This is a genomic window from Pseudomonas sp. TR47 (assembly GCF_044143025.1).
Classification (GTDB): Bacteria; Pseudomonadota; Gammaproteobacteria; order Pseudomonadales; family Pseudomonadaceae; genus Aquipseudomonas; species Aquipseudomonas putida_E.
Genome location: NZ_JBHFCS010000003.1, coordinates 294,266 through 321,019 on the forward strand (window position 1 = coordinate 294,266; position 26,754 = coordinate 321,019).

At 61.9% G+C, this 26,754-nt stretch carries 19 protein-coding genes; 12 read left to right on the plus strand and 7 right to left on the minus strand.

Translation table 11 applies throughout. From position 1 onward, the window contains the following. Window positions 1-106 precede the first annotated feature (106 nt). The 3 genes from ACEWE8_RS05470 to ACEWE8_RS05480 all read left to right on the plus strand — a co-directional run bounded on the left by ACEWE8_RS05470 (window position 107) and on the right by ACEWE8_RS05480 (window position 3,584). Window positions 107-1,393 carry a murein hydrolase activator EnvC gene (locus ACEWE8_RS05470; RefSeq protein ID WP_046784986.1) on the plus strand — a complete coding sequence of 429 codons (1,287 nt, stop codon included), beginning with the start codon at window positions 107-109 and terminating at the stop codon, window positions 1,391-1,393. Between the two features lie 92 nt (window positions 1,394-1,485). Further along, a complete protein-coding gene (locus ACEWE8_RS05475; protein WP_046784985.1) occupies window positions 1,486-2,808 on the plus strand; it encodes a S41 family peptidase in 1,323 nt (440 codons plus the stop codon). Window positions 2,809-2,816: 8 nt separating this feature from the next. Beyond that, entirely contained in the window at window positions 2,817-3,584 is a 768-nt protein-coding gene (locus ACEWE8_RS05480) for a divergent polysaccharide deacetylase family protein (RefSeq protein ID WP_046784984.1), read from the plus strand. A 5-nt stretch (window positions 3,585-3,589) separates the two neighbouring features. On the opposite strand, the gene ACEWE8_RS05485 is transcribed toward ACEWE8_RS05480, so the two are convergent. Both ACEWE8_RS05485 and ACEWE8_RS05490 read right to left on the minus strand, forming a co-directional pair. Further along, entirely contained in the window at window positions 3,590-8,257 is a 4,668-nt protein-coding gene (locus ACEWE8_RS05485; protein WP_395589229.1) for a dermonecrotic toxin domain-containing protein, read from the minus strand. A 119-nt stretch (window positions 8,258-8,376) separates the two neighbouring features. Next, the gene (locus ACEWE8_RS05490) at window positions 8,377-10,323 is read right to left on the minus strand and encodes a BCCT family transporter (RefSeq protein ID WP_223255088.1); all 1,947 of its coding nucleotides are present in this window, start codon (window positions 10,321-10,323) and stop codon (window positions 8,377-8,379) included. 214 nt (window positions 10,324-10,537) lie between these two features. Here ACEWE8_RS05490 and ACEWE8_RS05495 point away from each other — a divergent pair, with 214 nt between their 5' ends. The 8 genes from ACEWE8_RS05495 (at window position 10,538) to trxC (ending at window position 22,260) form a co-directional block, all read left to right on the plus strand. Next, window positions 10,538-10,771, plus strand: a complete 234-nt coding sequence (locus tag ACEWE8_RS05495; protein WP_125923652.1) for a hypothetical protein — start codon at window positions 10,538-10,540, stop codon at window positions 10,769-10,771. Window positions 10,772-10,857: 86 nt separating this feature from the next. Beyond that, entirely contained in the window at window positions 10,858-11,514 is a 657-nt protein-coding gene (gene betI / locus ACEWE8_RS05500) for a transcriptional regulator BetI (protein WP_046784981.1), read from the plus strand. Between the two features lie 38 nt (window positions 11,515-11,552). After that, window positions 11,553-13,025, plus strand: a complete 1,473-nt coding sequence (gene betB, locus ACEWE8_RS05505) for a betaine-aldehyde dehydrogenase (RefSeq protein ID WP_046784980.1) — start codon at window positions 11,553-11,555, stop codon at window positions 13,023-13,025. A 158-nt stretch (window positions 13,026-13,183) separates the two neighbouring features. Next, window positions 13,184-14,875, plus strand: a complete 1,692-nt coding sequence (gene betA / locus ACEWE8_RS05510) for a choline dehydrogenase (protein ID WP_046784979.1) — start codon at window positions 13,184-13,186, stop codon at window positions 14,873-14,875. 186 nt (window positions 14,876-15,061) lie between these two features. After that, on the plus strand, window positions 15,062-16,804 hold the full coding sequence (locus tag ACEWE8_RS05515; RefSeq protein ID WP_046784978.1) for a potassium/proton antiporter: 1,743 nt from the start codon (window positions 15,062-15,064) through the stop codon (window positions 16,802-16,804). A 35-nt stretch (window positions 16,805-16,839) separates the two neighbouring features. Then, window positions 16,840-20,148, plus strand: a complete 3,309-nt coding sequence (gene mscK / locus ACEWE8_RS05520) for a mechanosensitive channel MscK (protein WP_046784977.1) — start codon at window positions 16,840-16,842, stop codon at window positions 20,146-20,148. Window positions 20,149-20,318: 170 nt separating this feature from the next. Beyond that, window positions 20,319-21,779, plus strand: coding sequence for a protein adenylyltransferase SelO (selO, locus tag ACEWE8_RS05525; protein WP_046784976.1), 1,461 nt, complete (start codon window positions 20,319-20,321; stop codon window positions 21,777-21,779). A gap of 46 nt (window positions 21,780-21,825) precedes the next feature. Further along, entirely contained in the window at window positions 21,826-22,260 is a 435-nt protein-coding gene (trxC, locus tag ACEWE8_RS05530; protein ID WP_046784975.1) for a thioredoxin TrxC, read from the plus strand. Between the two features lie 3 nt (window positions 22,261-22,263). Here the strand turns inward: trxC and ACEWE8_RS05535 are convergent, their stop codons facing one another. The 4 genes from ACEWE8_RS05535 to ACEWE8_RS05550 form a co-directional block, all read right to left on the minus strand. Beyond that, the gene (locus ACEWE8_RS05535; protein WP_046784974.1) at window positions 22,264-22,620 is read right to left on the minus strand and encodes a type II toxin-antitoxin system HigA family antitoxin; all 357 of its coding nucleotides are present in this window, start codon (window positions 22,618-22,620) and stop codon (window positions 22,264-22,266) included. After that, window positions 22,610-22,918, minus strand: coding sequence for a type II toxin-antitoxin system HigB family toxin (locus tag ACEWE8_RS05540; protein ID WP_046784973.1), 309 nt, complete (start codon window positions 22,916-22,918; stop codon window positions 22,610-22,612). The genes ACEWE8_RS05535 and ACEWE8_RS05540 overlap by 11 nt, the downstream gene beginning before the upstream one ends. Window positions 22,919-22,983: 65 nt before the next feature. Next, window positions 22,984-23,757 carry a ParA family protein gene (locus ACEWE8_RS05545; RefSeq protein ID WP_046784972.1) on the minus strand — a complete coding sequence of 258 codons (774 nt, stop codon included), beginning with the start codon at window positions 23,755-23,757 and terminating at the stop codon, window positions 22,984-22,986. 90 nt (window positions 23,758-23,847) lie between these two features. Next, the gene (locus ACEWE8_RS05550) at window positions 23,848-24,747 is read right to left on the minus strand and encodes a LysR family transcriptional regulator (protein ID WP_046784971.1); all 900 of its coding nucleotides are present in this window, start codon (window positions 24,745-24,747) and stop codon (window positions 23,848-23,850) included. Between the two features lie 108 nt (window positions 24,748-24,855). Between ACEWE8_RS05550 and ACEWE8_RS05555 the strand changes: the two genes are divergently transcribed. Then, window positions 24,856-26,100 carry an MFS transporter gene (locus ACEWE8_RS05555; RefSeq protein WP_161871625.1) on the plus strand — a complete coding sequence of 415 codons (1,245 nt, stop codon included), beginning with the start codon at window positions 24,856-24,858 and terminating at the stop codon, window positions 26,098-26,100. Between the two features lie 117 nt (window positions 26,101-26,217). Here the strand turns inward: ACEWE8_RS05555 and ACEWE8_RS05560 are convergent, their stop codons facing one another. After that, entirely contained in the window at window positions 26,218-26,565 is a 348-nt protein-coding gene (locus ACEWE8_RS05560) for a YgiW/YdeI family stress tolerance OB fold protein (RefSeq protein ID WP_395589230.1), read from the minus strand. Between the last annotated feature and the right edge of the window lie 189 nt (window positions 26,566-26,754).

Genomic DNA, 26,754 nt, shown 5'->3' on the forward strand with positions numbered 1-26,754 from the left:
CTTGCCGCTTGTAGCTTGAAGCTTGCCGCTGACGCCGTGAGGCGTTTTTTTTGCAGCCCCGGGCGGGCATACTAGGCCAGTCTCCATCCTTGGTACGCCCAACCTCATGCTTCGCGCCCTGATTCTCCTAGCCCTGTCTTGCCTGCTCAGCCCGGCCTTCGCCGACGAGCGCGCACAGACCCAGCAACAACTGGACGCCACCCGCCAGGACATCGCCGAGCTCAAGAAAACGCTGGGCAAGCTCCAGGAAGAAAAATCCGGCGTGCAGAAAGACCTCAAAGCCACCGAGACCGACATCGGCAACCTCGAAAAGCAGGTGGAGGCTCTGCAGCAAGAACTAAAAAAGACCGAGGGCGAGCTGGAGCGCCTTGATACCGAGAAAAAAAAACTCCAGAGCTCGCGCATTGAACAACAGCGACTGATCGCCATTCAGGCGCGGTCCGCCTACCAGAACAATGGCCGTGAGGAATACCTCAAGCTGCTGCTCAACCAGCAGAACCCAGAAAAGTTCGCCCGCACCCTCAGCTACTACGACTACCTGAGCAAGGCGCGTATGGAGCAGCTGCGTGCCTTCAACGAGACCTTGCGCCAGCTGGCCAATGTCGAACAGGACATTTCCCGCCAGCAAGAACAGTTGCTGGCCCAGCGCGCCGATCTCGACAGCCGCCGCCAGGCCCTGGAAGCCGAACGTGGCAAACGTCAGCAGGTGCTGGCCAAGCTCAACAGTGACATGAAAGACCGCGGCAAGAAGCTGCAGGCCCGTGAACAAGACCAGGCCGACCTTGCCAAGGTGCTCAAGACCATTGAGGAAACCCTGGCCCGTCAGGCCCGTGAGGCCGAAGAAGCGCGCAAGAAGGCCCTGCTGGCCGAGCAGGAGGCCCAAAAGCGCCGACAGCAGGAAGCGCTGGCCGCACAGCAAGACAGCGAACCGCCAAAAAAGGCGCGCACCACCCTAGGCCCGTTGGTTTCCAGCAGCAGCTCAACCTACGGCGGTGCTTTTTCTGCCGCACGGGGCAAACTTCCCTGGCCCGTCAATGGTCGATTGCTGGCACGTTTCGGTGAAGCCCGTGGCAGCGATGCCCGAGCCAAGTGGGACGGCGTGATGATCAGCGCCAACCCCGGCACCCAGGTACGTGCCGTGCACGGCGGGCGCGTGGTGTTCGCCGACTGGTTGCGCGGTGCTGGACTTCTGGTCATTCTCGACCATGGTAATGGTTACCTGAGCCTGTACGGCCACAACCAGAGCCTGCTCAAGAGCGCCGGGGACATCGTCAAGGCCGGCGAGGCCATTTCCACCGTTGGCGACAGCGGCGGCCAGGATGCCGCCGGCTTGTACTTCGCCATCCGCCAGCAGGGCAGGCCAACCGACCCTTCGCAGTGGTGCAGAGGTTAAGGTTAAAGCCTAGTGACTTTTTTACGGCCCGGCGCCCCACGCTGGGCCGATGCTCCCCAGGGAGCGCCTACAGGATCAGGAGTTCGTTCGACATGCTGCACTCGCCTCGTCTCACCCAGCTGGCCCTGACCATCGCCCTGGCGACTGGTATGCCTTTGGCCATCGCTGCCGAGCCGGCGCCCGCCAAGCCCGCCGCGGTGCCAGCCACCGAGGTGACCGCCAGGGCGCCGCTGCCACTGGAAGAGCTGCGCACCTTCGCCGAGGTCATGGACCGCATCAAGGCCGCCTATGTCGAGCCGGTAGACGACAAGACGCTGCTGGAGAATGCCATCAAAGGCATGCTCAGCAACCTCGACCCGCATTCGGCCTACCTTGGCCCCGAGGACTTCCAGGAACTGCAGGAAAGCACCAGTGGCGAGTTCGGTGGCCTGGGTATCGAAGTCGGCCAGGAAGACGGCTTCATCAAGGTGGTCTCGCCCATCGATGACACCCCCGCTTCGCGCGCCGGCGTGCAGGCAGGCGACCTGATCGTCAAGATCAACGGTGCGCCCACCCGCGGCCAGAGCATGACCGAAGCCGTGGACAAGATGCGCGGCAAGGTCGGCGAGAAGATCACCCTGACCCTGGTACGTGACGGCGGCACCCCGTTCGACGTGAACCTGGTCCGCGCGGTGATCCAGGTCAAGAGCGTGAAGAGCCAGTTGCTGGAAAACGACTACGGCTACATCCGCATCACCCAGTTCCAGGTCAAGACCGGCGACGAAGTGGGCAAGGCATTGGCCAAGATGCGCAAAGACAACGGCAAGAAACTGCGCGGCGTTGTTCTGGACCTGCGCAACAACCCCGGTGGCGTGCTGCAGTCAGCGGTGGAAGTGGCCGACCACTTCCTGACCAAGGGCCTGATCGTGTACACCAAGGGGCGTATCGCCAACTCCGAACTGCGCTTCTCCGCCGACCCGGCCGACGCCAGCGAAGCCGTGCCACTGGTCGTGCTGATCAACGGCGGCAGCGCCTCGGCCTCGGAAATCGTCGCCGGCGCCCTGCAAGACCAGAAACGCGCCGTACTGATGGGCACCGACAGCTTCGGCAAAGGTTCGGTGCAGACCGTGCTGCCACTGGCCAACGACCGTGCCCTGAAGCTCACGACCGCACTGTACTTCACCCCCAATGGCCGCTCGATCCAGGCCCAGGGCATCGTGCCGGACATCGAGGTGCGCCCGGCCAAACTCACAGCAGAGGTCGATACCGAGAACTTCAAGGAAGCCGACCTGCAAGGCCACCTGGGCAACGGCAACGGTGGCGCTGACCGCCCGACCGGCAGCAGCAAGCGCAAGGAGCGTCCGCAGGACGATGACTTCCAGCTGAGCCAGGCGCTCAGCCTGCTCAAGGGGCTGAATATCACCTCCGGCAAATGATTCATCCGTTGCGGTATCTGCTGCCCGTGCTGTTATGCCTGTCGGCCGCGTTCGCCCATGCAGCGCCGGCCAACAAGGCCTACATGAGCATCATCATCGACGACCTGGGCCAGAGCACCGAGCGCGACAGCAGAACGCTTGCGCTGCCTGGCCCTGTGACGATGGCGATCATGCCGGATACCCCCCACGCCAGCGAGTTCGCCCGCCAGGCGCACAAGGCGGGCAAGACGGTAATCCTGCATATGCCCATGGACCCCGCCACCGGGCCCTATGCCTGGCACCCGGACATCGCCTTGCCGGAGCTTGCCAGGCGACTGGACGCGGCCTTGGCCAAAGTGCCCTACGCCGCCGGCATCAACAACCACATGGGCAGCCGCATGACCGCCCAGCGTGGCGCCATGACCTGGCTGATGGGGGAACTCCAGCGGCGACATCTGTTTTTCGTAGACAGCCGTACCAGTGCTGCCACCGTCGCCGCCGCCGAGGCACAGGCACAGGCCCTTGGGCATGTGTCGCGCGACGTGTTTCTGGACGACGTACGCACCACAGAGGCCATCACCACGCAGCTGCAGCAAGGCGTGGCACTGGCACACAGGCAAGGCTCGGCGGTGCTGATCGGGCATCCTTATCCGCAAACCCTGCAGGTGCTGGAGCAGGAGATGCCCCGGCTGCGAAGCCAGGGCATCGAGTTGGTGACACTGACACAGATGATTGCAGAACGCGGTAATCAGGCCATGCCTGCCCATGGCAAGCACGGCCGCTACAGCAATCGCTGAGCCATTCAGTCAAAGGGGATCAGCCCCTCCACCTGGTTCAGGCGTAAATCCCCCCGGTAAATGGCGACCAGGTCTTCGCCGCTGGTTGCAGCCCGCAGTTGCGCCAGGCGCCCCAGTTTGCGCTGCGCCCACAGCTTCAGGTGCCCTTTGCTGAACTGCCGCGCCGGAGTGTCGATGTCCGGGTAGTGAAAGTGTGCCTCCCACAGCCCATCGCCCTGCCCCTGACCGGCCCGCGGCAGGCGCCTGACCTCGTAGACATCCAGGTAATCACCTGCTGCCAATGCCTTGCGGGGCCCCGCGCGCTGGACAGTGACCTGGTGGTTGTCGAGCAGAAATTGAAGGCTTCGTGCGTCGGGGTGGTCGGTGGACAGATAGATGCCGGTCAACAGGTCGCGGCGGGTAGCCTGCAAACGCTCGATGGCCTCACCCAGATTTTCGAACAAGGCATCTTCGGGGCTCATCCTTGGCAATGTGCTCAGGGCATTACGCAGTTTTTCCAGGTGCCCGTCGACAACCGTGGCCAGACCATTGGGCTGCTCTGCCTGAAAGAAACTTCTGGCCAGCTTGTTGATCCGCTCGACCTCCGCAAGCAGGGCCTGTGCCCGCTTTCGCGCAAGGCGGGGTTCCAGCGGGGAGAATGGCGGCTCTGACTCAGCGGGTTGCGGCACATCCTCGACCCACTCGCCGCCGCGCTGATGGAAGGTCTTCAGTACATGCTGGGTTCGCTCATCACGCTGCTGGACGATGGCGACACCATCCACCTCGACTTCCTGAGCGAGAACCTTGCGCCCGCGCTGAGTCCTGACCAGCTTGCGCCGCCCACCGCGCGGGGCATAGACCGTGGGACGCGGTGGGGCGGGCTCGCAGAACTCCTGCTCTCGCACTGCCTGGGCGAGGTCGCCTTGAGCTGCGCGCTGCAATCCGTGCAAGGTTTTCTTGTACAGTTGCAGCGCCTCCTGCCTGATCGCCGCGCCCCCTACACTGCCCAGATAGTCGGCCATTGCCGCAGCCTCCTCGTAGCCTTCCAGGATGCCGCTCAACACCTCGATCCGCTCGGCCAGCGACAGCTCACTGCCCGCCAGATCGCCATGCGCGTTGCCTGCACTTTTCAGGCTGTCGCCTGCCAGGTAGTCGAGGTATTGCGATAACACCCGCTCCTCAACATCGGCCAGTCTTTCCAGGCTGGCTTCGGCCAGGTCTTGAAGCAGACGGAAATCAAGGTCGATGGCCGACAACCGCCGCGCCTCGATGGTGCTCTTGAGCTCGTTGTCTTTGTTGATGCGCGCGTGCGTGTCATCATCCTTGAACACGAAATTGTCGTCTTTGAGGGTTTCTTCGAGCAGCGCGTCAAGCAACCGGGACATGTCGACCAGATCCACTTCCCATTTGATGACCTCTTCCAGTACAGAACGAAAGTGCTTGTACTGGCTGATTTCGTCTTCGCTCTCGGGGTGGATGACAATCTGCTCGGCGAGGTTTTCCAGGTCCTCTGCATTGATGATCTTGGCCATCTCGTTGTAGAAGACTGAAATATTCTCGATCAGGCTCTGGCGGATCAGGCTGCGTTGCTCTTTGAGGACAACACTGTAGGCGTAATCCTCGTGGCGCATGTTGAACAGGCTGTTGACCACTTGCTCATGCTTGAGTGAGTTCTCGGCCAGGCTTTTGACTTCGTAGATGATTTTCAAGTTGATCTGCTTGCGCAGACGCTGGGTCAACTCAAGCTCGCGAATCGTCAGCTCGTCCGGATCAGCAACCGTTTTGAGCGCTGCGATGCGCTTGTCTTTTTCGTTGAGCAGGTCGCGATGCCTGTTCAGGGTTTCGGCCATGGCATTGTGCTGGTGAGCCAAGGCAGCTTCTTCGCGCTTGAGTTGCTCGCTTTTCTTGCGGTTCTCCTCTTTCAAGGCCTCACGCCTGCTCTTGGGCATACCGCCACGCAGGCGCAAACCACGGTCAACCCGCCACTGGCCATACTCGAATGTCACCCAGGGCCCCATGCCCTCATCAGGGCCAACAATGCGCACACCGCCATCAACCAACACGGCCCGGTACACCCCGTCACCCAGGTACAGGAAGTGATGCTCACCCACCGGATACAAACCGCGCCACGGCCCCGCCTCGATCGGGTCAATGCCTCGTAGTGATTGCGCGACGCGCATATCGGACACTGCCCTGCGTTGCTGCGGCGACAGCACATTGAAGCCCTGCGCACCGCGCCAGGCAAAGTCCAGGCGGGTCGCGCCATGTTGGGCCAACCCGCCTGGCACCCCGACCTTGCCTTGCACGGGAGCCGCCAATGCCTGAGCACCACGCCATTGCGCCGAGGCACTGGCCTGATCGGGCAGTAGTACAGGCACGTCTACCGGCAACTGCGGCAGGCGCAGGTGCATCAGGGCCATTGACGCGTTGAGCAGCAGTTCGACCACGGCACGGCAGCGCTCGAACGCGCTGCCTTCGCGCAGTGCCGTCACGTCATCGTGCAACCCGGAAATCACCTGCACCAGCCAAGCCACGCTGGCCACAGGCCCACGCAGCAGCAGCGTCACGACATCGAACAGCAACCAGGCTCCCTGAACAAGAATTGCCCAGCGACTTTCAGCGTTGGAAACCGACTCACGGTCGGCCAGTTCGACCAACAAGTTGCGATTGGCGCTGTACAGCTTCGCATCAACATCACGGCGCCAGAACTGCGCAGCGAACGTGGCTGGGCGCGCTCGCTCGGGCAGTAGTTGACTATCGAGTATGGGGCCTGGGTGATGCGGTTCATGGAAGCCGCCATAGGCATAGACGGCACGGGCGACAGGCGTCATCCAGTCGAGGATGCTCTCCTGCAATGGCCCAGGCCTGCGGATCGCTTCCATCATCACCGTCAGGCTATGGAACTCGAGCAGCGGCTTGGCTTTGTATAAAGGCCTGTATAGCAGTACCCGGGCCGGTTCAGTGCCGGACAGGACATACATGCCGCTGACCTCATCCTGCTCGTTGGCGCTTGCTTCGCGCCTGAACGCCAGAGGCATCAGCATCAGTGACGGCTGTTCAGGGCAGTCATGACCTTGGCAGTAATCTGTCACGCACTGCAGGCCGGCGTCACTGAGCTCACCCTGCAAGCGGGCGTATAGCGCGCTGAACAGCAGCGAACACCGCCACTCACGCCCAAAGCGCCTGGTCCGCTCAGGCCGAGTCGCCGGTTCGTCGAGTTTCAGCGCGACATAGGCTGGATAGTGCTTGCCGATATCGACCCGCTGCACCAGCGACTTGAGATAATCGCCGTTCATCCAAGCCATGATCAGCTGGTTCTCACGGTGCGTTATGGCCGTGAGCTGCATGCCCTTGAGTGAACTGAGGTTACCGATGGCGAACTCGGTCAACGTCATGCTGCGGTGCTCCACCGCAGCATCGCCTGGCCCGACGCCTGCACCACCCGGCCAGCCTGCACTGACGGTGACCTGGAGAATCAGGTCATCCGAAAAATAATTGGCCTCGCTCGGAAAATCGGCAAGCATTTGCGCACGCAGCATCTGGCGGGTATAGCTGCGCAGGTCGAGCACATCCTCCAGCGCCCCGCTACCTTCGGAGTGAGCCTGCGCCAGGGCCAGTTCGAACATGCCCCGCTGGTAGGCAAAACCAAAGGCAGCATTGGCATTTAGCAGGCCAGGCGGCAAGGTAATGCGCGCCTCGCTGGCTTGGCCATAGCCGTCGATGAACCAGCGCGACGGGTCGCTCAGCGCAGCGAAGCACTGCTCAAGCTGCGTGATGCCTGACACCTGTGCGTAACGTAATCGAGCAATGGAGTCGAGCATGATCTCGAGCATCAAGGTGCTTTGCTGAGCAAACACGTCGCCTTCCAGCTCGTAGCGATGCCATGTCATGGACTCGAAGCGCTGGTGCCCGGCAAGCTCGTCGCGTAGTACCTCGGCGAAATCATCCAACGATGAAAATGCCCTCACGAGGCTGGACGGGGCGCACCACAGAATCACCTCGCGCTCGTCCCACTCGCCCCTGACCAGCAGGTTGGGCAGCCACTGATCATCAGCATCAAGTTGCACCTGGACCAGAAACACCGAAGGGGTGGAGCCACTATTCTTGAGCACACTGAGCATGCACTGACGCTGCTGATCATCCAGCCCCTGCAACGGCAAATTTTGCAACAAAGCCGATTTGAGCAGGTGCTGCAGCCACAGGTCCCGGCTCACGCCCTGGCTGCCTGGCGCCTTCCAGTAATCGACCTGAGCTTGGCAGAAGTTGTCCGCAAGCATTAGCAGAAGGTCATCCAGCTCAGCCAATTGGGCGCGGATCGAAATCGTCCCGGATGGCAACGCATTACCTTCCTGGTCGCGCAGGAACCAGGGTTCCCGGACTGCCAGCAGGAAATCCCCACCGTCAGCCCCCAGCGATCCCAGGGGTTGGCGGGCGTGAAATGCCTCAAGCATGACCTCCAGCAATGGCCGGGGCGTCCACGCGTCGTAGGTCTGCGGGCCGGACGCAATGCGGGCAGGGATGTTGAGTATGAGCGGTTCGGCATCGGGCAGCCTGGCGCCGGCCAAAGCGGCATGACAGGGGACCAGCAATTCGAGAATCTGCTGGCTCAGAACACTACGCAGGGTTGGACGACTGAAAAACTCGGTAGCAACTGCCCGACGAAAGTCAGGCACAGGACTTGGCTGAATGGGCATGGGGCGGCTTCCTCGCGACAAATGGAGCGCAAGGATGTGCCAAGGGGCAAAGTTCGCTGCGTTACATAAAGCTGGAGCCCTTGGGCGGCCGGCATCCGGCCGCCCAAGGGCTAACCGGATCAGCTGTAGACGCGGCCCAGCAACTGGCGATGGCTCTCGAACTGGTCGAGTACATCACGCACGATCTGCTCAGGCGCGAAGCCCATCAGGTCGTACTCCTGGCTGCCATCGTGCAGGTACACTTCGGCGCGATAGAAGCGCTGGCGCACCTGCGGCTCGCCCTCGACCGGCGCATCGCTCGGTGCGGCCATGTAACCGTCCAGGCTCACCTCGTAAACGAAGGGGTTGCCCTCTTCCATCATCACCCGCAGGCCCATCATGTTGCGCGACTGGCCAACACGGCTCTCGACATCAAAGCCCAGGGTGCGCAGTTGCTCGGCAGCTTCTTTCAGGGCCGGGGTGACCTGCTTGTCCATGAAGCGCTGCACCACGGCATGGGTCGGCTGCAGCTCCAGCTGGCTCAGGCGCTCGGTGAAACCGCGACGGCCACGGGCGGCCAGCTCGGCACGCTCCTGCTCCACGGCAACGTCCTGCTTCATGGCCTTGTACAGGCCGAACATGAACAGCACCAGCACCACCGAGAACGGCAGGCCCGCCAGCACCACCATGGTCTGCATGGCTTCGAAGTTACCGGCGAACAGCAGGCCAATGGTGACCAGGGTGATGATCACCGACCAGAACACCACCATCCAGTGCGGGGCATCTTCGTCGACCTTGCCGCCTTTGCACGACAGGTTGGCCATCATCACCGCACCGGAGTCGGCCGGGGTGAGGAACAGCACGAAGCCCACGAACACCGCCACACCGATCACGATCTTGGCGGCTGGGAAATACTCCAGCAGCTGGTAGATCGACATCGACGGCTGCTCCAGCGCGGTCTTGCCCAGCTCCACGGCGCCCTGGTTGATCACCAGGTCAAGGGCGGTATTACCGAAGATCGACAACCAGGCCAGGGTGAAGCCCAGCGGGATCAGCAGTACGCCGCAGACCAGCTGGCGCACGGTACGGCCCTTGGAGATACGGGCAATGAACATACCGACGAACGGGCCCCAGGAGATCCACCACGCCCAGTAGAACACGGTCCACAGGCCCAACCAGCGCTCAGAGTTGCCGGCCTCGCCTTCGTAGACATAAAGGTCGAAAGTCTTCAGCACGATGCCATTGAGGTAGTCGCCGATGTTCTGCACCAGGCCGTTGAGCAGGTGCAGGGTCTCGCCGCCCAGCAGCACGAAGATCAGCAAACCACTGAACAGCATGATGTTCAGGTTGGACAGGCGGCGGATGCCGTTTTCCACACCTGACACCGCAGCCACCGTAGCCACGCCGGCCATGACCAGAATCACCACCAGCAGGTTGGTCTGGCTGTGGTCCATGCCGAACAGGTATTCAAGGCCCGAAGACACCTGCATCGCACCGATCCCCAGGTTGGTCACCAGACCGAGCAGGGTGACGAACATGCCGAAGATGTCCACGGCATTGCCGGCAGCGCCCTTGACCCAACGCTCGCCGACCAGCGGATACAGTGCCGAGCGCAGTGCCAGCGGCTGGTTGTGCCGGTAGGCAAAGTAGCCTACGGCCAACCCGACCAGGGCGTAGATCGCCCAGCCATGCAGGCCCCAGTGCAGGAAGGTCAGTTGCAGGCCCTGGCGCGCGGCCTCGAGACTGGCAGGGGTGCCCTGGGGCGGATTGAAGTAGTGGTCCAGCGGCTCGGAGGCGCCGAAGTACAGCAGCGAGATGCCGATACCGGAGGAAAACAGCATGCCGGCCCAGGCGCCGTAACTGAAGTCGGGCTGGTCATCCTTGCCGCCAAGCTTGAGCTTGCCGTAATCGGAGAACGCCAGGTAAACGACAAACAGCAGGTAACCGCAGATCACCAGCATGTAGTACCAGCCGAAGGTGCGCGTCAGCCACTTCTGGGCCACGCCCAGTACCTGACCGGCGGTTTCGGGAACAGCGATAAGCAAGGCAGTCAGAACGAGGATCATCAGCGCGGAAGTGAAAAACACCACGCGATTGACCCGTACCCTCTCGGCGGGGGGTTTGGTAAGGGAGGCAGAACTCATTGCACGAATGCTCCGGGCAGTGCGGCTGTGGAGGCTAATCAGTCTTTTCCCGAGCAATTGGTGGAATACCCCCACTGCGTCAGGTGTTATAAAAGCACCTTGGAAACCGTGATCCCTGATAGAAACGTTGCAAAAACCAGACAGGTGGTCGGCGCAAATGCTTCGCCAAATCAGATTGGTGCGCGCATTCGTCACAGAGCACCCCGCCCGCTCCAAGGGCCTGCCGCAGGTCGATGACCGCTCGGCAGAATCTGCAGTTCGCATCGCTCATACCCGTCAACGCCTTGTATTCCGGGGGTTACGCGATTTCCTGGGATGTCAATCCGTGCCCTCGAAACAGCCTGAAAAACTGTCAATGGCACAAATTGTCGCAGAGCTTATTCTTTATTGATTGAACGTTCAATCAAAACAAAATAGACTGGTCCTCGCCGAGTCAGCCGCACTTCGTCTGCTCGTCAGGCCTGAGGAGATAGCAAGATGCCCAAGGTCGGTATGCAACCCATCCGCCGCCAGCAATTGATCGAAGCTACGCTGCAAGCAGTCGATCAGGTCGGCCTGGGAGATGCCAGCATTGCGCTGATTGCCCGTTTGGCCGGTGTGTCGAACGGCATCATCAGTCACTACTTTCAGGACAAGAACGGCCTGATAGCGGCGACGATGCGCTACATCATGAACATGCTCAACGAGGGCGTGATCGCTCGTCGCCAAGCGCTGACCGACGACAGCCCGCGAGCCCACCTGAGGGTGATCATCGAAGGCAACTTCGATGCCAGCCAGGTGAATGGCCCGGCAATGAAAACCTGGCTGGCCTTCTGGGCCTCCAGCATGCACCAGCCGTCCTTGCACAGGTTGCAGCGGATCAACGATCACCGCCTGTATTCCAACCTGTGCTGCCAGTTCCGCCGCGCCATGCCGCTCGATGAAGCGCGCACCGCCGCCCGCGGCCTGGCTGCCTTGATCGACGGGCTGTGGCTGCGCGGAGCGTTGTCGGGCGATGCCTTCGACACCGGCCAGGCGATACAGATCGCTTACGAATACCTGGAACTACAACTGGCTAAACAGCAGCGCCCGGACACGCAACCACCGGCCTCTGAAAAAAAGCGCACAGCCCTTGCCCAGCCGGCCGGAGCGTGACGCGAAAGCCACTCACACACTGCACTTGCGAGGACACTATGGCCCGTTTCGGAACGCAAAAACTCTACATTGACGGCGGTTATGTCGACGCTGGCAGCGACGCCACCTTCGAAGCCATCAACCCGGCGACCGGCGAAGTCCTCGCCCACGTGCAACGCGCCACTCAGGCCGACGTCGAGAAAGCCGTCGAAAGCGCCGAGCGCGGTCAGAAAATCTGGGCCGCAATGACTGCCATGCAGCGTTCGCGCATCCTGCGCCGTGCCGTCGACATTCTGCGTGAGCGCAACGACGAACTGGCCATGCTGGAAACGCTGGACACCGGCAAGTCGTACTCCGAAACCCGCTACGTCGACATCGTCACTGGCGCCGACGTGCTGGAATACTACGCAGGCCTGGTGCCGGCCATCGAAGGCGAGCAGATTCCGCTGCGCGAAAGCTCGTTCGTCTACACCCGCCGCGAGCCGCTGGGCGTGACCGTCGGTATCGGCGCCTGGAACTACCCGATCCAGATCGCCCTGTGGAAGTCCGCCCCAGCCCTGGCCGCCGGCAACGCGATGATCTTCAAGCCTTCGGAAGTCACCTCGCTGACCACCCTGAAACTGGCCGAGATCTACACCGAAGCCGGCCTGCCGGACGGCGTGTTCAACGTGCTGACCGGCAGCGGCCGTGAAGTCGGCACCTGGCTGACCGAACACCCGCGCATCGAGAAAGTCTCCTTCACCGGCGGCACCACCACCGGCAAGAAAGTCATGGCCAGCGCTTCGAGCTCCTCGCTCAAGGAAGTCACCATGGAGCTGGGTGGCAAGTCGCCGCTGATCATCTGCGCCGACGCCGACCTGGACAAGGCCGCCGACATCGCCATGATGGCCAACTTCTACAGCTCCGGTCAGGTCTGCACCAACGGTACCCGCGTGTTCATCCCTGCCCAGATGAAAGCGGCCTTCGAAGCCAAGATCGCCGAGCGCGTTGCCCGTATCCGCGCCGGCAACCCGGAAGACGAAAACACCAACTTCGGCCCGCTGGTCAGCTTCCAGCACATGGAAAGCGTGCTGGGCTACATCGCCAAGGGCAAGCAAGAAGGTGCCCGCGTACTGTGCGGCGGCGAGCGTCTGACCGAAGGTGATTTCGCCAAAGGTGCTTTCGTGGCCCCGACCGTGTTCACCGATTGCACCGACGACATGACCATCGTCAAGGAAGAGATCTTCGGCCCGGTGATGAGCATCCTCACCTACGAAACCGAAGAAGAAGTCATCCGTCGCGCAAACGACACCGAATACGGCCTGGCCGCTGGCGTGTGCACCAACGACATCACCCGCGCCCACCGCATCATCCACAAGCTCGAAGCCGGCATCTGCTGGATCAACGCCTGGGGTGAATCGCCAGCCGAAATGCCGGTCGGTGGCTACAAGCAGTCGGGCGTCGGCCGTGAAAACGGCATCAGTTCGCTGGCGCAGTACACTCGCATCAAGTCGGTCCAGGTCGAACTGGGCGGCTACGCGTCGGTCTTCTGAGAAACTCAGCTCCAAGCCGCGAGCAACAAGCTGCAAGCAAGTGCCGGGTGCATCACGCCCCGGCCCTTGCAGCCCTAATCCATTCGCGAGCTTCGCACGGCTGTGTTTTTTTGCAGCTTGTAGCTTGAAGCTTGCCGCTGCTTTCGAGGAGAAAGCCCATGGAATACGATTACATCATCGTTGGTGCCGGCTCGGCCGGTAACACCCTGGCCACTCGCCTGACCGAAGACGCCAGCGTCACCGTCCTGCTGCTCGAAGCCGGTGGCCCCGACTACCGCCTCGACTTCCGCACCCAGATGCCGGCCGCCCTGGCATTCCCGCTCCAAGGCCGTCGCTACAACTGGGCCTACGAGACCGACCCGGAGCCGCACATGGACGGCCGCCGCATGGAATGTGGCCGCGGCAAGGGCCTGGGTGGTTCCTCGCTGATCAACGGCATGTGCTACATCCGCGGTAACGCCCTGGACTTCGACGGCTGGGCAAAACTGCCGGGCCTGGAAGACTGGGCTTACCTGGACTGCCTGCCGTACTTCCGCAAGGCGGAAACCCGTGACATCGGCCCCAACGATTACCACGGTGGTGAAGGCCCGCTCAGCGTTGCCACGCCCAAAGCCGGCAACAACCCACTGTTCAACGCCATGGTCGAGGCCGGCGTACAGGCCGGTTACCCGCGCACTGAAGACCTGAACGGTTACCAGCAGGAAGGCTTCGGCCCGATGGACCGTTCGGTGACCAAGAACGGCCGCCGCTCCAGCACCGCCCGCGGTTACCTGGACCAGGCCAAGAAGCGCCCGAACCTGACCATCGTCACCCATGCCCTGAGCGACCGCGTGCTGTTCGAAGGCAAGCGCGCCGTTGGCGTGACCTATCTGGTCGGCGACAGCGAAGAGCGCGTCGAAGCCCGCGCCCGCAAGGAAGTCATCGTGAGCTCTGGCGCCATCGCCTCGCCGCAATTGCTGCAGCGCTCCGGCGTGGGCCCGCGCGCCCTGCTGGAAAGCCTCGACATCCCGGTCGTGCACGACCTGCCGGGCGTCGGTGAGAACCTGCAGGATCACCTCGAGCTTTACCTGCAGTACGCCTGCACCCAGCCGGTGTCGCTGTACCCGTCGCTGCTGTGGTGGAACCAGCCGGCCATCGGTGCCGAGTGGCTGTTCAACGGCACCGGCATCGGCGCCAGCAACCAGTTCGAGGCAGGCGGCTTCATCCGTACCCGCCCTGAGTTCGAATGGCCGAACATTCAGTACCACTTCCTGCCTGTCGCGATTAACTACAACGGTTCCAACGGCGTGAAGGAACACGGTTTCCAGGCACATATGGGCTCGATGCGTTCGCCTAGCCGTGGCCGTGTCCAAGTCAAGTCCAAGGACCCTCGCCAGCACCCGAGCATCCTGTTCAACTACATGGCCACCGAGCAGGACTGGCAGGAGTTCCGTGACGGTATCCGCCTGACTCGCGAGATCATGGCCCAGCCAGCGCTGGACCCGTACCGTGGCCGCGAGATCAGCCCGGGCGCGCACGTGCAGACGGACGAAGAGCTGGACAAGTTCATCCGCGAGCACGCCGAAACCGCCTTCCACCCGTCCTGCTCGTGCAAGATGGGTACCGACGACATGGCGGTGGTCGATGGCGAAGGCCGCGTGCACGGCATGCAGGGCCTGCGTGTGGTGGATGCGTCGATCATGCCGATCATCATCACTGGCAACCTCAACGCCACCACGATCATGATCGCCGAGAAAATCTCGGACAAGATCCGCAACCGCAAGCCGCTGCCTCGCAGCACTGCCAAGTACTACGTGGCCAACGGCGCCCCGGTAAAAGGCAAGCCAATGCGTGAAGTGAAGCAGGCCTGACCTGCTCCGGCCTCATCGCCGGCATAGGCAACACAAGAAAAGGCACCCACCGCGGTGCCTTTTCTACATCTGCAGAAACGCTTTACATGCTGCCAATTCATCAGGTTAGAATCGATTGGCACGCGACCTGCTAGTTCTTCAAAGCTATCGAGTCCTCTTCCCCGCGTTATCCCGGAGTACCTGCCTTTGGATGCAAGCACCATCAACAGCCTGTTCCTGATCGGCGCATTGCTGGTGGGCGCAAGTATCCTGGTCAGCTCGCTGTCGTCGCGCCTTGGCATTCCAATCCTGGTCATCATCCTCGCGGTCGGCATGCTCGCAGGCGTGGACGGTGGCGGCATCATCTTCAACAACTACCCGACCGCCTACCTGGTGGGCAACCTGGCACTGGCGGTGATCCTGCTCGACGGCGGCCTGCGCACGCGGGTAGCGAGCTTCCGCGTGGCCTTGTGGCCGGCATTGTCGCTGGCCACCATCGGCGTGATGATCACCACTGCCCTCACCGGCCTGGTCGCGGCCTGGCTGTTTGACCTCAGCCTCATCCAGGGCCTGCTGATCGGCGCCATCGTCGGTTCCACCGACGCCGCAGCGGTGTTCTCGCTGCTCGGGGGCAAAGGCCTGAACGAACGGGTCACGGCCACGCTGGAGATCGAATCGGGCAGCAACGACCCCATGGCCGTCTTCCTCACCGTCACCCTGATCGACATGATCGCCAGCGGCCAGACCGGGCTGCACTGGAGCCTGCTGGGGCACTTGCTGCGCGAGTTCGGCATCGGTGGCCTGCTGGGCCTGGGCGGTGGCTGGCTGTTGCTGCAACTGGTCAACCGGATCAACCTGGCCGGTGGCCTGTACCCTATTCTGGTCATCGCTGGCGGGCTGGCGGTGTTCTCGCTGACCAACGCCCTGCACGGCAGCGGCTTCCTTGCCGTTTACCTGTGCGGCCTGGTGCTGGGCAACAAGCCGATCCGCAGCCGCCACGGCATCCTGCACATGCTCGACGGCATGGCCTGGCTCGCCCAGATCGGCATGTTCCTGGTGCTGGGGCTGCTGGTCACGCCACATGACCTGCTGCCGATCGCCCTGCCCGCACTGGGCCTGGCGCTGTGGATGATCCTGATCGCGCGGCCGCTGTCGGTGGTTGCCGCACTGCTGCCGTTCAAGGCCTTCCATGGCCGCGAGAAAGCCTTCATTTCCTGGGTCGGCCTGCGCGGCGCGGTCCCCATCATCCTCGCGGTGTTTCCGCTGATGGCCGGGTTGCCTGACGCGCAGCTGTTCTTCAACCTGGCGTTCTTCATCGTGCTGGTATCGCTGCTGGTGCAGGGCACCAGCCTGCCGTGGATGGCCAAACTGCTGAAAGTCACGGTACCACCGGACCCGGCACCGATCTCGCGGTCTGCGCTCGAGGTGCACATCACCAGCGAGTGGGAGTTGTTCGTCTATCGCCTGGGTGCGGAAAAGTGGTGCATCGGTGCCGCCCTGCGCGAACTGAAGATGCCCGAGGGCACCCGCATCGCCGCGCTGTTCCGTGGCGAACAGCTATTGCACCCCTCCGGCAGTACCGTGCTCGAAGTCGGCGACATGCTTTGCGTGATCGGCCACGAACACAACCTGCCAGCACTGGGCAAGCTGTTCAGCCAAGCCCCGCAACGCGGCCTGGACCTGCGCTTTTTCGGCGACTTCGTGCTCGAAGGCGATGCCGAGCTGGGCGCGGTAGCAGCCCTTTACGGCCTGAAACTCGACGGCCTGGACGCAAAAATGCCGCTGGCGCAGTTCATCCGACAGAAGGTCGGGGGCGCTCCAGTAGTGGGCGATCAGGTCGAATGGCACGGCACGATCTGGACCGTGGCGACCATGGACGGGAACAAGATCCAGAAAGTGGGCGTCAGATTCCCCGAAGGAACGCGACCCGGACCAGGATTGTTCCTCTAAACTTCGTTTCTGCATGATCCACAAGTAGTCTGCCTATGTCCCTGCGCGTGTACCTTCGCACAGCCCTGCTCGGGCTGTGCCTGTCCCTGCCGTTCGCCGCTGCTGCGGCCGAAGCCCCGAGCGCTGCCAGTATCCAGAACAGCCTCGACAAGATCGCCGAACGCAAGCTGCCCGAGGCCGATCAGAAGGCCTTGCAGCAGGTGCTCGAACAAACCCTGAGCCTGCTTGCCAACAAGGAAGACAGCGAGAAGAAGCTTGCCGCGCTCAAGCAACAGCTGGCTGGCGCCCCCAAAGAGACCAGCGACAGCCAGAAAGAACTGGCCAAGCTCAAGGCCAGCAAGCCACAACCGGTAGCCCAGCGCTACGCCAGCCTTAGCGTGCCGCAACTCGAACAAATGCTCAGCGAACGCAACACCCTGCAGGGCGAGCTGCAAAAAGCGCTGTCCGACGCCAACAGCCTGATCATCAATTCGCAGACCCGCCCCGAGCGCGCTCAGGCTGAGATCAGCAACAACCAGACCCGCAGCCAGCAGATCAACACTATCCTCAAGAGCGGCAAGGATGGCGGCAAATCAATCAATGCCGACCAGCGTAACCAGCTCAATGCCGAACTGGCTTCGCTAAATGCCGTGACTCTGCTGCGCCGCCAGGAGCTGGCCGGCAACGGCCTGCTGCAAGACCTGGGCAACGCCCGCCACGACCTGCTGGTTGAACGCACCGCACGCCTGGAACAGGAAATCCAGGACCTGCAGACGCTGATCAATGAGAAACGTCTGGCCCAATCCCAGCAAACCGTCACCCAGCAGTCGATCGAAGCGCAGAAGGCTGGCGGCAGCAGCCTGCTGGCCAGCGAAAGCGCAGCCAACCTCAAGCTTTCCGACTACCTGCTCAAGAGCACCGACCGCCTTAACGAGCTGACCCAGCAGAACCTGCGCACCAAGCAGCAGCTCGACAGCCTGACCCAGGCCGACCAGGCCCTGGACGAGCAGATCAGCGTGCTCAAGGGCAGCCTGCTGCTGTCAAAGATCCTCTACAAGCAGAAACAGGCCCTGCCGCACCTGAAGCTCGACCGTGACCTGGCCGACCAGATCGCTGACATCCGCCTGTACCAGTTCGAGATCAACCAGCAGCGCGAGCAGATGAGCAGCCCCGTGACCTACGTCGACAAGCTGCTGGCCAACCAGCCGCAGGAAGACGTCACCCCGGCCCTGCGCAAAGCCCTGCTGGAAGTGGCGATCACCCGCAGCGACCTGCTCGAACGCCTGAACCGAGAACTGTCGGCGCTGCTCAACGAATCGATCACCCTGCAGCTCAACCAGAAGCAGCTGCTCAGCACTGCGCAAGGCCTGCGCACCACGCTCGACGAACAGATGTTCTGGATCCCGAGCAACAAGCCGCTGGACTGGGACTGGTTGAAGTCTGTTCCGGAGCGCTTTGCCAAGCAGGTCGCCGACGTGCCTTGGGGGTCTGGCCTGAAGGAGCTGGGCGACGGGCTGAGCCAGCGCCCATTGTTGTTCCTGCCGCTACTGCTGGTGATCGGCGCCTTGCTGTGGCGCCGCAAATACCTGTACCAGCGGCTGAGCAAGGTGCACCAGGACATCGGCCATTTTCGCCGTGACAGCCAGTGGCATACGCCCCAGGCGATCCTGATCAATATCCTCCTGGCGATGCCAGTGAGCCTGGGCCTTGCCCTGTGCAGCTATGCCCTGCAGATCGACGCCCGCGGGCAGAACGCCAACCTTGGCTCCGCGCTCTGGCAACTGGCCCAGGCCTGGCTGGTGTTCTACACCGCCTACCGCATACTCGCCCCCGGCGGGGTGGCGGAAGTCCACTTCCGCTGGCACAAGCCGCAAGTCGAGTTCCTGCGCGGCTGGGTGCGCAGGCTGGGCACCGTGGTGCTGGCGCTGGTCGGCGTCGTGGCGGTGGCCGAGCACCAGCCGTCGGCACTGGCCGACGACGTGCTGGGCATCGGGGTAGTGCTGACCTGTTATGCACTGATGGCCTGGCTGCTCAGCCGCCTGTTGCTGAGCAGCCCCGCGCACCGCGACGCCTCGCTGTTCCGCAGGGCCGTCGGGCTGGCCTTCACGGCCTTGCCGATCGCCTTGTTCGTGGCAGTCTGCTTTGGTTATTACTACACCGCACTCAAACTCACCGACCGGTTGATCTACACCCTTTATCTGCTGATGTTCTGGCTGGTGATCGAGGCCGCCTTCGTACGCGGCCTGTCGGTTGCCGCGCGGCGCCTGGCCTACCAGCGTGCCCTGAGCAAGCGTGCGGCCGCCAAGGAAGGGCTGGATGGCGAAGTCATCACCGAAGAGCCGACACTGGACATCGAGCAGGTCAACCAGCAGTCGTTGCGCCTGATCCGCCTGGCCTTGCTCGGTGGCTTCATTGCCGGCTTGTACTGGGTGTGGGCCGACTTGATCACGGTGTTCGCCTACCTCAACAACTTCACCCTGTACGAATACACCAGCGGCACCGGCACGGCCGCCAGCATGGTGCCGATCAGCCTCGGCGACCTGCTCGGCGCGCTGGTGATCGTCGGCATCACCTTCGCCCTGGCCGGTAACTTGCCGGGCCTGCTGGAGGTGCTGGTGCTGTCGCGGCTGAACCTGGCCCAGGGCAGCGCCTATGCCACCACCACGCTGCTGTCGTACACCATCGTCGGTATAGGCATCGTCAGTACCCTGTCGACCCTCGGCGTAAGCTGGGACAAGTTGCAGTGGCTGGTGGCAGCCCTGTCGGTCGGCCTGGGCTTCGGCATGCAGGAGATATTCGCCAACTTCATCTCCGGCATCATGATCCTGTTCGAGCGCCCGGTGCGCATCGGCGACACCATCACCATCGGCAACCTGTCCGGCACCGTGAGCAAGATCCGTATCCGCGCCACCACCATCACCGACTTCGACCGCAAGGACATCATCGTCCCCAACAAGACCTTCATCACCGGCCAGCTGATCAACTGGTCGCTGACCGACACGGTCACCCGCGTCACGCTGAAACTGGGCATCGACTATGGCTCCGACCTGGACCTGGTGCGCGAGCTGCTGCTCAAGGGCGCCCACGAGAACCCACGGGTGCTCAAGGACCCGGAGCCGCTCGTGTATTTCCTCAATTTCGGCGAAAGCTCGCTGGACCACGAACTGCGCATGCACGTACGGGACCTGGGTGACCGCAACCCGACGCTGGACGAGATCAACCGCTTTATCAATCGCGAGTTCAAAGCGCACAACATCAAGATCTCTGTTCGCCAGGTCGAGGTGTACCTGATGGACATGCAGGGCGGCAAGCAGCAGCTGATTCCGGCGGAGCAACCAAAACCGGATGGTACTCAACCAGTGTGAGTAGACGCCGTAGCGCTTGAACACCCAAAATACATACGAGGGCTGCGCCCTCGATCGCCGGCAAGCCGGCTCCCACAGGGTCCGCGCCGCTGCGATAGTCATGTGGGAGCCGGCTTGCCGGCGATTGGGCCGCAAAGCGGCCCCTTGGCACCGATCCCCAGGAGCAGCCCGTGAAAGCCCTCGACCAACTCACCTTCGACAACCGCTTCGCCCGCCTGGGCGATGCGTTCTCCACTCAGGTTTTGCCCGAGCCCATCGCAGAGCCTCGCCTGGTGGTGGCAAGCGAGTCAGCCATGGCCTTGCTCGACCTCGACCCGGCCCAAGCCGATTTGCCCTTGTTCGCCGAAGTGTTCAGCGGCCAAAAGCTCTGGGAAGAGGCCGACCCGCGGGCGATGGTCTATTCCGGCCACCAGTTCGGCTCGTATAACCCGCGCCTGGGCGATGGCCGCGGCCTGCTGCTGGCCGAGGTGGTCAACGACGCCGGCGAGCACTGGGACCTGCACCTCAAGGGTGCTGGGCAGACGCCCTACTCGCGCATGGGCGACGGCCGCGCCGTGCTGCGTTCCTCCATCCGCGAGTTTCTCGCATCCGAGGCCCTGCATGCCTTGGGTATCGCCACCAGCCGGGCACTGTGCGTGATCGGCTCCAGCACCCCGGTATGGCGAGAAACCCGCGAGAGCGCCGCCATGCTCACCCGCCTGGCGCAGAGCCACGTGCGCTTCGGCCACTTCGAATATTTCTACTACACCAAGCAACCGGAACAGCAGCGGGTACTGATCGATCATGTGCTGGAACAGCACTACCCCGAATGCCGTGAGGCCGAACAACCCTACCTGGCCATGTTCCGCACCATCGTCGAGCGTAACGCCGAACTGATTGCTCACTGGCAGGCGTACGGCTTCTGTCATGGGGTGATGAACACCGACAACATGTCGATCCTGGGCATCACCTTCGATTTTGGCCCCTATGCCTTCCTCGACGACTTCGACGCCAACTTCATCTGCAACCATTCCGATGATCGTGGCCGCTACAGCTATGCCAACCAGGTACCGATCGCCCACTGGAACCTCAGCGCACTGGCCCAGGCCCTGACCACCGTGATCGAGGTCGAGCCTTTGAAGGAGGCATTGGGGTTGTTCCTGCCACTGTACCAGGCACATTACCTGGACCTGATGCGCCGGCGCCTGGGCCTGACCACGGCCGAGGACGACGACATGGCGCTGGTCGAGCGCCTGCTGCAACGCATGCAGAGCGGGGGTGTGGACTACAACCTGTTCTTCCGCAGGCTGGGCGATCAACCGGTGGCCGAGGCACTCAAGGGCGTACGCGACGATTTCATCGACCTGGCAGGTTTCGATGCCTGGGGCGCGGACTATCTGGCCCGCTGTGAGCGTGAAGCCGGTAATGGCGATGGCCGCCGCGAGCGCATGCATGCGGTGAACCCGCTGTACGTACTGCGCAACTACCTGGCGCAAAAAGCCATCGAAGCCGCCGAGGCCGGTGACTACAGTGAAGTGCGGCGGCTGCATCAGGTGTTGAGCACGCCTTTCGAGGAACAAGCCGGAATGCAGGCCTACGCCGAGCGACCGCCCGCGTGGGGCAAACACCTGGAAATCAGCTGCTCCTCCTGATGGCTGGCCGGCGATAGCGTCCGAACAAACACCACAAGGAAACGACATGTCCGACTCACTGCTAGTGTCCTGCCCCCACTGCGACGGCCTCAACCGCCTGCCTTCATCCCGCCTGGGCGATGCGCCGAAATGCGGCCGCTGCAAACAGGATGTGCTGTTGAGCCAGCCGTTCGAGCTCAACGAACGCAACTATGCCAGCCAGATCAAAGGCGACCTGCCGCTGCTGATCGACGTCTGGGCCGACTGGTGCGGCCCGTGCAAGTCCTTCGCCCCCACTTTCGAACAGGCCGCCCGCCAGCTCACCGGCCGCTGCCGCCTGGCCAAGCTCGACAGTGAAGCCAACCGCAACCTTGCGGGCCAGTTGGGTATCCGTTCGATTCCCAGCCTGATCCTGTTCAAGAACGGCCGCGAAGTCAGCCGCCAGGCCGGCGCGTTTCCACTGCAGTCGTTGCTGGAGTGGCTACGCAGCCAAGGGGTTTAAGCCTCAAGCGTTCGCCAGTAGGGATTCATAGGGAATACGGAGGCCATCGTGAAGCCGTTTGATCATGGACAGACTTAGCCTGCGCTTCCCGTTCAAGACTTCAGATACGCGACCGCTTGGGCCGATGTAAGGCTCCAGGTCCCGCGCTGTCAACCCCTGCTGGTCCATGCAGAATTTGATAGCCTCGATTGGGTCTGCGGGCTGAATGGGGTAGTGCTTGTTTTCGTACACCTCAATCAATGTCACAAGAACTTCCATTTCATCAGCATCGGGCGTACCGGCTTGTGCTTGATAAATGGATTCCAGTCGCAGAAATGCGGCTTTAAGGTCGTCGTCATTGCGGATTGGCTTAATATTCACTGATCGTCTCCACGTCAATTTCGTCATATCGCTTGTGCGTTCCGACGAATTTCACCCAGGCAATACCAGCTCGATACTGCATTTCAACCACTAGCCGGTATTTATTGCCTCCGATGTTGAAGACCACGCGGTTGTTGCCACATATGCTAGCGCTGCCAATCTGGCTTTTCACCTCTTGCGGTGTTCGCCATGTGGCTTTTTGTGCCATATCGTGCCAACTCTCCAACGGTGCCTTGGCATCTTCATGCCCTGGTAACTCCCAGAATTTCACCAATGTACTTTTGGCAATGACGCGCATCCAAGCAGATCTCCCGTTTTGGGAGGTGCTAGCGCTTATCTACTCCTCGCGCAAGGATGAGCATTTCACGCGGTGCGCTCAAGCAAGTCATGCAGCTCGACAAACTGCTGGGTCAGCTTGTGCCGTGGCTCCAGGTGGATCAGCGGTAAACTGGCGTGGTGCGACTCGCGCATCTTCACCGAACTGCTCAGGTATACCGGCAATACCGGCAGGCCTTCGGCCAGCAGTTCGTCGAGCATCTGCTGGGGCAGGCTGGCGCGGGACTGGAACTGATTGACGACAATGCCTTCGACCACCAGCTCTTCGTTGTGGTCATCCTTCAACTCTTCTATCTCAGCCAGCAGCCCATACAGCGCCTGGCGCGAAAAACTGTCGCAGTCGAACGGGATCAGCACACGGTCTGCCGCAATCAGCGCCGATACCGCATAGAAGTTGAGTGCAGGCGGCGTATCGATGTAGATCCGCTCGTAATCCTCGTCGAGCTCGTCGAGCAACTTACGCAGCTTGTTGATCTTGTGCTTGGCCTCGAGCTTGGGCTGCAAATCGGCCAGCTCTGACGTGGCGGTGACCACATGCAGGTTATCGAACGGGGTTTCGTAGATATCGACCTTGTTCTTCTTGCTGAACGGCCCGCTGGAGAGGCTTTGCTTGAAGAAGTCGGCGATGCCCATCGGAATGTCTTCGCCGGTAAGGCCGGTCAGGTACTGAGTCGAGTTGGCCTGGGCATCCAGGTCGATCAGCAGGGTCCGATAACCTTCACTGGCGCTCACCGCCGCCAGATTGCAAGCGATGCTCGACTTGCCCACACCACCTTTCTGATTGAACACCACGCGCCGCATGAGAGACCTCCGTGTATCAACGAATGCCCGAGTATGTGGCGGCGCAGCGGCATTGGCCAGCGCCAATTGCCCGACGCCGATGGCAACGGTTCAATTGCCCCCTGCGGTTACGCCCGTCAGCAATGCGGCAAAGGCCTTGGCCATTGCCGATCCGCCATGTTGGCGCTGGACCAGCCATACAGCAGAGGTGGCGTCTTCATCCAGAAGCGTTCGGTACACGACGCCCTCGATGCGCATGCGCTGAAAGGAAGCAGGCAAAATCGACACCCCAAGGCCCGCCGACACCAGCCCAATGATGGTCATGGCCTCCCCTGCTTCCTGGGCAAAATGCGGATTGAACCCCGCCTGCCGCGCCAGGCTCAGCAACTGGGCGTGCAATCCACTGCCGTAACTGCGCGGGAAGAACACGAACGGTTCATGGGCCAGCGCCGCCATGTGCACACCGTGCTCGGTCCCTTCGGCCAGCGCATGTGAGGCATTGATCACCGCCACCAGCGGTTCGCGAAACAGCTCCGTGGCCACCAGCCCTTCCGGCAAGGGCATGGGCCGCATCAGGCCGACCTCGATGGACTCGTCGAACACCCCTTCGGCGACATCGCGGCTGCTCATTTCCTTGAGGTTCAGGTGCACCGCCGGGAAGCGCTGGCGGAAGGCATGAATCGCCTTGGGAATCTTCGAGGTAAAAGGGGCCGACGAGGTAAAGCCGATCTTCATTTCGCCCAGCTCACCCAGTTGCGCACGGCGCGCAACATCGGCCGCCTTCTCTACCTGCGCAAATACCTGACGGGCTTCCTCGAGGAACAGCCGACCGGCCTCACTCAGCTCGACCCGACGATTGGTACGTTCGAACAGGCGCGCGCCCAACTCCTGTTCCAAAGCCTGAATCTGCTGACTCAGGGGGGGCTGAGAAATGCCTAACTGCTGGGCCGCCCGCCCGAAGTGCAGCTCTTCGGCAACGGCAATGAAATAACGCAGGTGGCGCAGTTCCATGGGGCCTCCAGAACAAGTCGCAAAACGTCTTAAATAGGTCGAACAATATATTGGATCTAATCATTAGGCAGCTATATGCTTTTTCCATTGCGCCAGAGGTACCCGCCCGTGAAAACTGCTGTAGCCCCCCTTCCTGCCGACCCCGAGCCTGCACCGCTGAACGAAATCTGGATCGAGAAAGGCACCCCTGCCTTCATGAAGACCGTATTGGCCCTGTTCAGCGGCGGCTTCGCGACCTTCGCCCTGCTGTATTGCGTGCAGCCGATGATGCCGCTGCTGTCGCAGGAGTTTTCGATCAATGCCGCGCAGAGCAGCCTGGTACTGTCGGTGTCGACCGGCATGCTGGCGTTCGGCCTGCTGATCACCGGGCCGATTTCCGACCGCATCGGGCGCAAGCCGGTGATGGTATTCGCGCTGCTCTGCGCCGCGTTATCGACCATGGTCAGCGCAGTGATGCCGACCTGGGAAGGCGTACTCGCCACGCGGGCGCTGGTCGGCCTGTCGCTGAGCGGCCTGGCAGCTGTGGCGATGACCTACCTGAGTGAAGAAATCCACCCGCAGCACATCGGCCTGGCCATGGGCTTGTATATCGGTGGCAATGCCATCGGCGGCATGAGCGGTCGGCTGATCACAGGCGTGCTGATCGACTTCGTCAGCTGGCACACGGCAATGCTGACCATCGGCGGTTTGGCCCTGATCGCAGCGCTGGTGTTCTGGAAGGTGCTGCCCGAATCGCGCAATTTCAGGGCGCAGACGCTCAAACCGCGCAGCCTGCTGGATGGCTTCGTCATGCACTTCAAGGACGCGGGTCTGCCCTGGCTGTTCCTCGAAGCCTTCCTGTTGATGGGCGCATTCGTCACCCTGTTCAACTACATAGGCTATCGGCTGCTCGCCGAGCCGTATCACATGAACCAGGCGCTGGTCGGTTTGCTCTCGGTGGTCTATCTGTCGGGTATTTACAGCTCGGCACAAGTGGGTGCGCTGGCAGATAAACTTGGGCGCCGCCGGGTGTTCTGGGCGAGCATTCTGGTCATGGCGGGCGGGCTGTTGATGACATTGGCCAACCCACTGGTGATGATTATCGTCGGCATGCTGATCTTTACCTTCGGCTTCTTCGGAGCGCATTCGGTGGCCAGCAGCTGGATCGGCCGCCGAGCGCTGAAGGCCAAGGGCCAGGCGTCTTCGCTGTACCTGTTCTGCTATTACGCGGGGTCGAGTGTGGCGGGGACGGCAGGCGGGGTGTTCTGGCACCAATGGGGCTGGAGTGGCATCGGGCTGTTCATCGGCAGCCTCCTGGCGGTGGCGTTGCTGGTGGCGTTGCACCTTAGCAAGCTGGCGCCCAAGGCTGCCTGAAACAGGGCTGCTCTGTGCAGCCCAATCGCCGGCAAGCCGGCCCCCACAGGTAAACCACTGTATTCAAGGGCAGTGGGATACCTGTGGGGGCCGGCTTGCCGGCGATTGGGCTTCAGATCAGTTCACGATCTCGACAATATCCACATCCACTTCACGGCTCATCAGGTGCTTTTCCACCTCGCCGGTCAGCTTGACCTTGGTCTTGTCGTTCAACGGCGTCGGCGGCAGGTCTTCATCGTCGATTTCAACGGTGATGGTGCCGGTGTTGTCCTTGAATTCGTACTTGTCGTCGTTGTTGATCTTCTTGGTGACATAACCCTGCAGCACCACGGGGGTGTCATCGGCTGCGTCATTGGCAGCAGCGACGGTAGTCACCGACTGGGCGCCCGGGCCGGTATAGCCGGCGGCCAAGGCAGCGGTACTGAACAAGGGGGCGAGAATCAGAGCGAAGTAACGAGCTTTCATGAGGATCGGGTCCTGTTTCGGTTTCGATGGGACCAGATTAGCGACAATCGCTGAATTAAAACTTAATGCAACAGAAACCGGCCTGTAGGCTAGTGCCAGTCAGTTAGCGTGATCAGGTCTGCTACGCAGACCATCGCCGGCAAGCCGGCTCCTACAAGGACCGCGCAGTTGTTGAGCTGTGCGCCGTAC

Bases quoted from the DNA above. Each gene is read 5' to 3' on its own strand.
- betI (WP_046784981.1), top strand. From the start codon at position 10,858: ATGCCCAAGGTCGGTATGCAACCCATCCGCCGCCAGCAATTGATCGAA.
- mscK (WP_046784977.1), top strand. From the start codon at position 16,840: ATGTCCCTGCGCGTGTACCTTCGCACAGCCCTGCTCGGGCTGTGCCTG.
- ACEWE8_RS05495 (WP_125923652.1), top strand. From the start codon at position 10,538: ATGCTTCGCCAAATCAGATTGGTGCGCGCATTCGTCACAGAGCACCCC.
- ACEWE8_RS05470 (WP_046784986.1), top strand. From the start codon at position 107: ATGCTTCGCGCCCTGATTCTCCTAGCCCTGTCTTGCCTGCTCAGCCCG.
- betA (WP_046784979.1), top strand. From the start codon at position 13,184: ATGGAATACGATTACATCATCGTTGGTGCCGGCTCGGCCGGTAACACC.
- betB (WP_046784980.1), top strand. From the start codon at position 11,553: ATGGCCCGTTTCGGAACGCAAAAACTCTACATTGACGGCGGTTATGTC.
- ACEWE8_RS05545 (WP_046784972.1), bottom strand. From the start codon at position 23,757: ATGCGGCGCGTGGTGTTCAATCAGAAAGGTGGTGTGGGCAAGTCGAGC.
- trxC (WP_046784975.1), top strand. From the start codon at position 21,826: ATGTCCGACTCACTGCTAGTGTCCTGCCCCCACTGCGACGGCCTCAAC.
- ACEWE8_RS05540 (WP_046784973.1), bottom strand. From the start codon at position 22,918: ATGCGCGTCATTGCCAAAAGTACATTGGTGAAATTCTGGGAGTTACCA.
- ACEWE8_RS05485 (WP_395589229.1), bottom strand. From the start codon at position 8,257: ATGCCCATTCAGCCAAGTCCTGTGCCTGACTTTCGTCGGGCAGTTGCT.
- ACEWE8_RS05550 (WP_046784971.1), bottom strand. From the start codon at position 24,747: ATGGAACTGCGCCACCTGCGTTATTTCATTGCCGTTGCCGAAGAGCTG.
- ACEWE8_RS05560 (WP_395589230.1), bottom strand. From the start codon at position 26,565: ATGAAAGCTCGTTACTTCGCTCTGATTCTCGCCCCCTTGTTCAGTACC.
- ACEWE8_RS05475 (WP_046784985.1), top strand. From the start codon at position 1,486: ATGCTGCACTCGCCTCGTCTCACCCAGCTGGCCCTGACCATCGCCCTG.